Here is a 9087-nt window from a genome sequence, read left to right on the forward strand (position 1 = left end):
ATGGTGGCAGAACTGACCGCGCTGCGCGATCAAATCGATGAGGTGGATAAAGCGCTGCTGGATCTGCTGGCGAAACGCCTGCATCTGGTAGCGGAAGTGGGCGAAGTCAAAAGCCGTCATGGCCTGCCGGTTTACGTACCGGAGCGCGAAGCCGCGATGCTGGCATCGCGCCGCCGGGAGGCGGAAAATCTCGGCGTGCCGCCGGATCTGATCGAAGATGTGTTGCGCCGCGTGATGCGGGAGTCTTACGTCAGCGAGAACGATAAGGGCTTTAAAACCCTGTGCCCGCAGCTGCGGCCGATCGTCATTATCGGCGGCAACGGTCAAATGGGCAGGTTGTTCAATCGCTTGCTGACGCTGTCGGGTTATCAGGTCAGGGTGTTGGATCAGGAAGATTGGCCGCAGGCGGAGCAGCTGTTGGCGGATGCCGGCATGGTGATCGTCAGCGTGCCGATCCACGTGACCGAGCAGGTGATAAGCCGCCTGCCGACGCTGCCTGCCGATTGTATTCTGGTGGATCTGGCGTCGGTGAAGAACCGGCCTTTGCACGCGATGTTGGCGGCGCACAGCGGCCCGGTGGTCGGTCTGCATCCGATGTTCGGCCCGGACGTGGGCAGCGTGGCCAAGCAGGTGGTGGTCTACTGCGACGGCCGCCAGCCGGAGGCGTATCAGTGGCTGCTTGAACAGTTGCAGGTGTGGGGCGCGCGGCTGCATCGCATCAGCGCGGCCGAGCACGATCAGAATATGGCGTTTATTCAGGCGCTGCGGCACTTCGCTACCTTCGCCTACGGGCTGCACCTGGCGGAAGAGAACGTGCAACTGGAGCAACTGCTGGCGCTCTCTTCGCCAATCTACCGGCTGGAGCTGGCGATGGTTGGCCGCCTGTTCGCGCAGGATCCGCAGCTGTACGCCGATATCATTATGTCGTCGGAAGAAAACGTGGCGCTGATTAAGCGTTACTACCAGCGCTTCGGCGAGGCGATAAAGCTGTTGGAGCATGGCGACAAACAGGCGTTTATCGAGAGCTTCCGCAAGGTAGAGCATTGGTTCGGCGATTACGCCCAGCGCTTCCTGGTGGAGAGCCGCACGCTGTTGCGGCAGGCTAACGACAGCCGGCAGTAAAACTGCGGGCAGTAAACATAAAGGGTTCGGCTTGGCCGAACCCTTTTTTACGGTTTCAGGATGGGTTGACCGGCACCACGGTGTCGCTTGGGTAACAGCCCAGCACCTTCAGCGAGCGGGTGATCGGCGCCAGATCGCGCAGCGCTTTTTGCATCGCCTCGGCGCGCAGGTTGGCCTGCACATCGATATAGAACATCTCCTCCCACGGATTGCCGTTGATCGGACGTGATTCCAGCTTGGTCATGATGATGCCGTTATCGCGCAATACCAGCAGCGCTTCGACCAGCGCGCCGGATTGTTGGCCGGTCGCCATGATCAGCGTGGTTTTTGCCGGCACCTGTTCGGAGACATCGATCGCTTTGCGCGCCAGGACGATGAAGCGAGTGATGTTTTGCTGCTGGTTGGCGAGATTGTGTTCCAGCACCTGCAGCCCGTACAGCGCGCCGCCGGCCTCGCTGCCCAGTGCAGCCACCTTCGGTGAATTCAGCTTGGCGACTTTCTCCATCGCGGCCGCCGTGCTTTCAGTGTATTCGATTTTCCAGTGCGGGAAGCGGTTAAGGAACTGGCTGCACTGTTGGAACGGCTGCGGATGGCTGTAGACGGTTTCTATCTGGCTCAGATCGCTGTCGCCGGCGATCAGAACGCAGTGGTTGATAGGGTTAGTCAGTTCGCCGACGATCGACAGGCTGGTGTGTTGCAGCAGATCGTAGACCTCGTTTATCGAACCGGAGCTGGTGTTCTCGATCGGCAAAATCGCGTAGTCCGCCTGGCCGGTTTCCACCTGGGCGAAAATATCCTGAAACTTCTGGCAGCCGCATTCGATCAGCCGATCGAAGTGGCGGGCAGCGTATTGGCGTGCCGCCAGATGTGAATAAGAGCCTTTCGGGCCGAGGAAAGCGATGCGGGCGGAATGCTGGCTGACGGGGTTGAGCTGGTGCTGCAACAGCGCCTGCTGGGTCAGAACGGAGTCTTCAATGATCAGTTGGAACAGGCGGGTGACGTAGAAACCGTCCAGGTCGTAAGGCTTGGCGGCGGCGATCAGCGCATCCAGCAGATCGCGTTCGCGCTCTTTGTCACGGATCGGGCGGTGAGAGTGCAGCTTGGTCTTGCCGACTTCGATCGCCAGCTCACGGCGTTCCGCCAGCAAGGCCAACAGTTTCAAGTCCAGTGCGCTGATGCGCTCGCGCAGCACCAATAACGGGTTGTCAGTCATAATCAGCTTCCGCCTTCAGTTCTTATTCGTTGTAAAACAGCCATAAAAAAAGCCCCCTGTTTCCAGGAGGCCTTGTTGTTCGTCTTCGCATTCTTTCTCACACGACGAAACGCCTCCCAGTCAGGGGAAGGTAAAAAAGAATGCGAAGAAAAACGGTGTGCGTGGCATGGTCTACCTAAGGTTAATGCGAACAGGTTTTAAAGTAACCGCTGGCTTTTACCCCGTCAACAAAAATACCCGACAAAAAACGCGCCCTCGGGCGCGTTTGATGCGGCAATCGCTGTCGGACGGTTATTCCTGCTCTTGCGTGACTTCCGGCACAATGTCTTTCACGCTGGCATTGCAGCGGCGCGCTTCGCCTTTGTGCTGCACTTTGTTCAACTGGCGCTCCAGTTTGGCGATCAGCTCGTTAACGGCGGTATACATGTCATCATGTTTGGCGCTGGCGACCAGCGGGCCGTTAGGCGTAGTAATGGTAGCGTCGGCGACAAACCCTTGCGGCTCTTTGGATAAGACGATATGCGGGTTAATCAGCTGGGTCTGCCATTTTTCCAGTTTGGTGAGACGGTCTTCGACGTGATTGCGGATTGCGGGAGTGATATCCATTTGTTTGCTGGTAATGTTCAATGTCATATAACTTACCTCTCTGTCTTTCCGTCTTGGTGAATCCAGCATACCCCGCTTTTTGTTTAAATGCGTGATGTAAATCACGATTTTTTGTCACTTTTTGCAAAGTTAGTTCAATCTGTGATTCAGCATTTGAATTGGCTATCTAATGCTTGAGAGTTGCCGCCGGATGGCGCATTATCGATGAGTTGACCGGTGAGGAGCGCTAGCTAACACCGTGTTTTTACTTGTGTATTTTTCCAGTAAAAACCAGGTCGACGCCAATGAAAACGGCAGCCTTGGCTGCCGTTTGGTTTTTCTGCCGGTGCCGACGCGCGCTTATTGTGGGTTGGCGGCGATCACTTTGGCCACTTTGTCAGCCTGGCCGTTCAGCTGCAGCTGCTTGTAGGCATTTTCCATCAGCGGCAACACGTCATGCGTCGCTTTGGTATCCGGGAATTCACGCAACATCTGCTCGGCGCGATTAACGACCGCGACGTAAGCACCACGTTTAGTGTAGTATTCCGCCACCGAAAGCTCATACTTGGCCAAACGATCTTTCAGATACACCAAACGCTTGTTGGCGTCGGTCGCGTATTGGCTGTTCGGGTATTGCTGAATCAACTGGCTGAAGTCGCGGAACGCAGCGCGAGCGTGCTGAGGATCGCGGTCCGAACGGTCAACCCCGAAGAAGCCCTGCAGCGCGCTGTCATCAAGCGCCATGTCGGTCAGGCCGCGCATGTACATCACGTAATCGATGTTCGGGTGCGTCGGATTCAGGCGCATGAAGCGATCGATGGATGCCTGAGCCATTGGCAAGTCGGCAGCCTTATAATAGGCGTAAATCAAATCCAGCTGGACCTGCTGGGAATACGGCCCGAAAGGATAGCGGTTATCTAACGCTTCGAGTTGCGTAATCGCGCCCTTGAAGTTACCGTCCTGCAGTTTTTGCTGCGCGGTAGCATAGATTTCCGAAGGCGGGTTGTCGGGAACCGCATCCTTGGATGTGGAGCAACCTGCCAGCGCCAGGCTCAACGTGGCTGCCGCCACCAGATATTTCATACGCGTCATGACGTTTTGATTATCCTCAGGGTGTTATTCCGGGAGACTGTCCGTTAAGCTCCCGACAAAGACCAGGTACAATAGCACATTATATTAAACGGCATCGCCGTGAAAACCCAACGTTAACGAAGAAGCTGCATATGGCACAACAAGTACAACTCACCGCAACGGTGGCCGAATCTCAACTCGGACAACGTTTAGATCAGGCTTTGGCCGAATTGTTCCCTGATTATTCACGATCTCGCATAAAAGAGTGGATCCTGGGCGATCGGGTGAAGGTCAATGGCAAAACGTCAAACAAACCGAAAGAGAAGGTGCTGGGCGGAGAGACAGTCGCCATCGATGCACAGATAGAAGAAGAAGCGCGTTGGGAGCCGCAGGATATCGCGCTGGATATCGTCTATGAAGACAGCGATATCCTGGTGATCAACAAGCCGCGCGATTTGGTGGTGCACCCTGGCGCCGGTAACCCGGACGGCACGGTGCTCAATGCGCTGCTGCATCACTACCCGGAAATCGCCGACGTGCCGCGTGCCGGCATCGTGCACCGTCTGGATAAAGACACCACCGGCCTGATGGTGGTGGCGAAAACCGTGCCGGCGCAAACCCGGCTGGTGGAGGCGCTGCAGGCACGCGAAATCACCCGTGAATACGAAGCGGTGGCGATCGGCACCATGACGGCAGGCGGTACGGTAGAAGAACCCATCGCGCGCCATTCCACCAAGCGCACTCACATGGCGGTGCACCCGATGGGTAAGCCGGCGGTGACGCACTATCGCATTATGGAGCACTTCCGCGCGCACACTCGTCTGCGCCTGCGCCTGGAAACCGGCCGTACTCACCAGATCCGCGTGCACATGGCTTACATTAGCCATCCGCTGGTGGGCGATCCGCTGTACGGCGGCCGTCCGCGTCCGCCGAAAGGCGCTTCGGAGGCCTTCATCAACACGCTGCGCGGCTTTGACCGCCAGGCGCTGCACGCTACCATGCTGCGTTTGTATCACCCGATCAGCGGCATCCAGATGGAGTGGCATGCGCCGCTGCCGCAGGACATGGTTGATCTGATCAACGCGCTGAAGGCGGACACCGAAGAATTCAAAGATCAGATGGACTGGTAATGCGCTCGCTCATTCTGCCCGACTGGCCGTTGCCTCCCGGCGTTAAAGCTTGCAGCACCACGCGCGATGGTGGCGTCAGCCTGCCACCTTATGACTCGCTGAACCTCGGCGCTCACGTGGGCGACGAGGCGCAAGCGGTGAAGCGCAATCGGGAAAGGTTGGTTACCGCCGCCGGCTTGCCGCAGATGCCGGTATGGCTCGAGCAGGTGCACGGCACTCGCGTGGTGACGTTGACGGGACAAGCGCCCGCCGATCTGCGGGCGGATGCGGTGTACAGCAACGTGCCGGGTCAGGTGTGCGCAGTGATGACGGCGGATTGTCTGCCGGTGCTGTTCTGCTCGCAGCAAGGCGACGAAGTGGCCGCCGCTCACGCCGGTTGGCGTGGGCTATGCCACGGCGTGCTGGAGCAAACCGTGGCGGCGTTCAGCGCCGCACCGGGCCAAATCAGCGCCTGGCTGGGGCCGGCGATCGGCCCGCAGCAGTTCGAGGTCGGGCCGGAGGTGCGCGCCGCTTTCATGGCGGAAGACGCTGAGGCCGCAGCGGCATTTACCCCGCATGGCGATAAGTTTTTGGCTAATATCTACTTGCTGGCTCGCCAACGCTTGTTGCGTGCGGGCGTTCAGGCCATTTATGGCGGCGACCGCTGTACGGTTAACGAAATGAGCCATTTTTTCTCCTATCGACGCGATGGAATAACCGGACGTCTGGCAAGTTTAATCTGGCTGATATAACCTATTGAATTAGGACGATCCAACGACGCATGGCGTTGTACCGAAAATTTAGCGTCGAGATAACCTTGAAAATTTGAGGGATGACCTCATTTAATCTCCAGTAGCAATTTCGACCCATCTTGGAGGTGTTATGCGTCTGGATCGTCTTACCAACAAATTCCAGCTTGCCCTCGCCGATGCCCAGTCACTAGCCCTTGGGCACGACAACCAGTTTATTGAACCGCTACATCTGATGAGCGCCCTGCTCAATCAGGAAGGGGGCACGGTTCGTCCACTATTAACTTCCGCAGGTATCGATGCCGGGCGTGTACGCACCGAGATCGAACAGGCGCTGTCCCGTTTACCGCAGGTAGAAGGCACCGGTGGCGACGTTCAACCGTCCCACGAGTTGGTGCGCGTTCTGAACCTGTGCGACAAGCTGGCGCAAAAGCGTGCGGACAAATTCATTTCTTCCGAGCTGTTTGTGCTTGCGGTGCTGGAAGACCGCGGCTCGTTGACCGACTTGTTGAAAGCGGCCGGCGCGACGGCCGATAAAATCAGCAAAGCCATTGAACAAATGAGAGGCGGTGACAGCGTGGAAGACCAAGGCGCCGAAGACCAACGGCAGGCATTGAAGAAATACACTATCGATCTGACCGAACGTGCTGAGCAGGGCAAACTTGACCCGGTGATCGGCCGTGACGAAGAGATCCGTCGCACCATTCAGGTGCTGCAACGCCGTACCAAAAACAACCCGGTGTTGATCGGCGAGCCTGGCGTAGGTAAAACCGCCATCGTCGAAGGCTTGGCGCAGCGCATCATTAACGGCGAAGTGCCGGAAGGACTGAAGCACAAGCGCGTATTGTCCCTCGATATGGGCGCCTTGATCGCCGGCGCCAAATATCGCGGCGAGTTTGAAGAGCGTCTGAAAGGCGTGCTCAACGATCTGGCCAAGCAGGAAGGCAGCGTTATCCTGTTTATCGACGAACTGCACACCATGGTCGGCGCCGGTAAGGCGGATGGTGCGATGGACGCAGGCAACATGCTGAAGCCGGCGCTGGCGCGCGGCGAGCTGCACTGCGTTGGTGCCACCACGCTGGATGAATACCGTCAATATATAGAGAAGGATGCGGCGCTCGAACGTCGTTTCCAGAAAGTATATGTGGCGGAGCCGAGCGTGGAAGACACCATTGCTATTCTGCGCGGCCTGAAAGAGCGTTACGAACTGCACCACCACGTGCAGATAACCGACCCGGCCATTGTGGCGGCGGCAACGCTTTCGCACCGCTATATCGCCGATCGTCAATTGCCGGACAAGGCTATTGACCTTATCGACGAAGCGGCGTCCAGCATTCGCATGCAGATGGACTCCAAGCCGGAGTCGCTCGACAGGCTTGAGCGCCGCATCATCCAATTGAAACTGGAACAGCAGGCGCTGAATAAAGAGTCTGACGACGCCAGCAAGAAACGCCTGGACATGCTGAGCGATGAGCTGGGGCAGAAAGAGCGCGAATACTCGGAGCTGGAAGAAGAGTGGAAAGCGGAAAAAGCGTCGCTCTCCGGCACCCAGAATATCAAGGCAGAACTCGAGCAGGCCAAAATCACCCTGGAGCAGGCGCGTCGCGTCGGCGATCTGGGGCGGATGTCGGAACTGCAGTACGGCAAAATCCCTGAGCTGGAAAAACAGCTCGCCGCCGCCACGCAGGCCGAAGGCAAGAGCATGAAGCTGTTGCGCAACCGGGTGACCGATGCGGAGATTGCCGAAGTGCTGGCGCGTGCCACCGGGATCCCGGTCGCAAGAATGCTGGAAGGCGAGCGCGACAAGCTGCTGCGCCTGGAACAAGAACTGCATTCGCGAGTGATTGGCCAGGACGAAGCGGTCAGCGCAGTCTCCAATGCGATCCGCCGCAGCCGTGCGGGGTTGTCCGATCCTAACCGACCGATCGGTTCGTTCCTGTTCCTCGGTCCGACCGGGGTAGGGAAAACCGAGCTTTGCAAGGCGCTGGCTTCGTTCCTGTTCGACAGCGACGACGCCATGGTGCGTATCGATATGTCCGAGTTTATGGAGAAACACTCCGTTTCGCGTCTGGTCGGCGCGCCTCCGGGCTATGTCGGTTATGAAGAGGGCGGCTACCTGACGGAAGCCGTACGTCGCCGGCCTTATTCGGTGATTCTGCTGGATGAAGTCGAGAAAGCGCACCCGGACGTGTTCAATATTCTGTTGCAGGTGTTGGATGACGGCCGCCTGACCGATGGTCAAGGCCGCACCGTCGATTTCCGCAATACCGTGGTGATCATGACGTCCAACCTGGGTTCCGATCTGATCCAGGAGCATTTCGGTCAGATGAACTACGCGCAGATGAAAGAGTCGGTGATGGAGATGGTGAGTCACCACTTCCGTCCAGAGTTCATCAACCGTATCGACGAAGTGGTGGTGTTCCACCCGCTGGGCGAGAAACACATCGCCGCGATCGCCAAGATTCAGTTGTCGCGTCTGTACAAGCGTTTGGAAGAGCGCGGTTACGAAGTGACCATGACCGAACCGGCCCTGGCGCTGTTAAGCAAAACCGGCTACGACCCTGTATATGGCGCACGCCCGTTGAAACGCGCTATTCAGCAGGAAATCGAGAACCCGCTGGCGCAGCAAATCCTGTCCGGCAAGCTGATCCCCGGCAAGCTGGTAACGCTGGATGTGGAAAACGACCATATCGTTGCCCGACAATAACGGCAATTAAGGATAATAAAGATGAAAGGGAGCGGGTGACCGCTCCCTTTTCTTTACCTTCGTTTGTCCCTGTTTACAGGGTTTGCCGCTATTACTGTGCTAAAACCGGTATTTTCTGACTAATAAACATCCTAAAAAGGTGTTTTTGGTGATTATTTGAACGCTTGAAAAGTTTTTTGCATTTAGGGGTTGCGGCCCGCCGAGAACTCCCTATAATGCGCCTCCACTGACCGGGAACAACGACTGACAAGCCGCCGGGTCAGCGAGAAGAAAGCGAAATAAACGCTTGACTCTCCGGGTGAAAAGCGTAATATGCGCAGCCCGCGCCGATGAGTTTCTCGGCACTGCTCTTTAACAATTTATCAGACAATCTGTGTGGGCACTCCACAAGACGATATCCGGCATCTTCGGATGCAAAAAAATATCAAGTCTTGAAGAGTGACTAACTGAAGTAAAATTCATGCAGTAAATCTTTGAGCATCGCTTCTCGAGTGGAAGCAAATCAAGCTTTTAATTGAAGAGTTTGATCAT

The 9087-nt window shown here is 56.9% G+C and carries 8 protein-coding genes and 1 other annotated feature; of the genes, 4 read left to right on the plus strand and 4 right to left on the minus strand.

From position 1 onward, the window contains the following. Positions 1–1122, plus strand: a complete 1122-nt coding sequence (tyrA, locus tag ACJ8J1_RS21475) for a bifunctional chorismate mutase/prephenate dehydrogenase (protein ID WP_033641935.1) — start codon at positions 1–3, stop codon at positions 1120–1122. 55 nt (positions 1123–1177) lie between these two features. Here tyrA and pheA read toward each other — a convergent pair whose 3' ends face one another. The 4 genes from pheA to bamD form a co-directional block, all read right to left on the minus strand. Continuing rightward, positions 1178–2335, minus strand: a complete 1158-nt coding sequence (gene pheA / locus ACJ8J1_RS21480) for a bifunctional chorismate mutase/prephenate dehydratase (protein WP_033641936.1) — start codon at positions 2333–2335, stop codon at positions 1178–1180. A gap of 42 nt (positions 2336–2377) precedes the next feature. Further along, positions 2378–2504: a sequence feature (Phe leader region), on the minus strand. Further along, the gene (locus tag ACJ8J1_RS21485; protein WP_101428074.1) at positions 2456–2503 is read right to left on the minus strand and encodes a hypothetical protein; all 48 of its coding nucleotides are present in this window, start codon (positions 2501–2503) and stop codon (positions 2456–2458) included. It overlaps the preceding feature by 48 nt. Before the next feature lie 122 nt (positions 2505–2626). Continuing rightward, entirely contained in the window at positions 2627–2968 is a 342-nt protein-coding gene (raiA, locus tag ACJ8J1_RS21490) for a ribosome-associated translation inhibitor RaiA (RefSeq protein WP_004932457.1), read from the minus strand. Positions 2969–3280: 312 nt separating this feature from the next. Continuing rightward, entirely contained in the window at positions 3281–4012 is a 732-nt protein-coding gene (bamD, locus tag ACJ8J1_RS21495; protein ID WP_004932456.1) for an outer membrane protein assembly factor BamD, read from the minus strand. 131 nt (positions 4013–4143) lie between these two features. Here bamD and rluD point away from each other — a divergent pair, with 131 nt between their 5' ends. The 3 genes from rluD to clpB all read left to right on the plus strand — a co-directional run bounded on the left by rluD (position 4144) and on the right by clpB (position 8556). Continuing rightward, entirely contained in the window at positions 4144–5121 is a 978-nt protein-coding gene (gene rluD / locus ACJ8J1_RS21500; protein WP_004932452.1) for a 23S rRNA pseudouridine(1911/1915/1917) synthase RluD, read from the plus strand. Continuing rightward, positions 5121–5852, plus strand: a complete 732-nt coding sequence (yfiH, locus tag ACJ8J1_RS21505) for a purine nucleoside phosphorylase YfiH (RefSeq protein ID WP_033641938.1) — start codon at positions 5121–5123, stop codon at positions 5850–5852. The genes rluD and yfiH overlap by 1 nt, the downstream gene beginning before the upstream one ends. Before the next feature lie 130 nt (positions 5853–5982). Beyond that, positions 5983–8556: an ATP-dependent chaperone ClpB gene (clpB, locus tag ACJ8J1_RS21510; RefSeq protein WP_025301647.1), complete on the plus strand. Its 2574-nt coding sequence runs from the start codon at positions 5983–5985 to the stop codon at positions 8554–8556. The last annotated feature ends 531 nt before the right edge of the window (positions 8557–9087 follow it).

Origin of the sequence: Serratia sp. CY37869 (assembly GCF_052168895.1) — a bacterium.
GTDB lineage: Bacteria > Pseudomonadota > Gammaproteobacteria > Enterobacterales > Enterobacteriaceae > Serratia > Serratia ureilytica.

Bases quoted from the DNA above. Each gene is read 5' to 3' on its own strand.
- tyrA (WP_033641935.1), top strand. From the start codon at position 1: ATGGTGGCAGAACTGACCGCGCTGCGCGATCAAATCGATGAGGTGGAT.
- pheA (WP_033641936.1), bottom strand. From the start codon at position 2,335: ATGACTGACAACCCGTTATTGGTGCTGCGCGAGCGCATCAGCGCACTG.
- raiA (WP_004932457.1), bottom strand. From the start codon at position 2,968: ATGACATTGAACATTACCAGCAAACAAATGGATATCACTCCCGCAATC.
- bamD (WP_004932456.1), bottom strand. From the start codon at position 4,012: ATGACGCGTATGAAATATCTGGTGGCGGCAGCCACGTTGAGCCTGGCG.
- rluD (WP_004932452.1), top strand. From the start codon at position 4,144: ATGGCACAACAAGTACAACTCACCGCAACGGTGGCCGAATCTCAACTC.
- yfiH (WP_033641938.1), top strand. From the start codon at position 5,121: ATGCGCTCGCTCATTCTGCCCGACTGGCCGTTGCCTCCCGGCGTTAAA.
- clpB (WP_025301647.1), top strand. From the start codon at position 5,983: ATGCGTCTGGATCGTCTTACCAACAAATTCCAGCTTGCCCTCGCCGAT.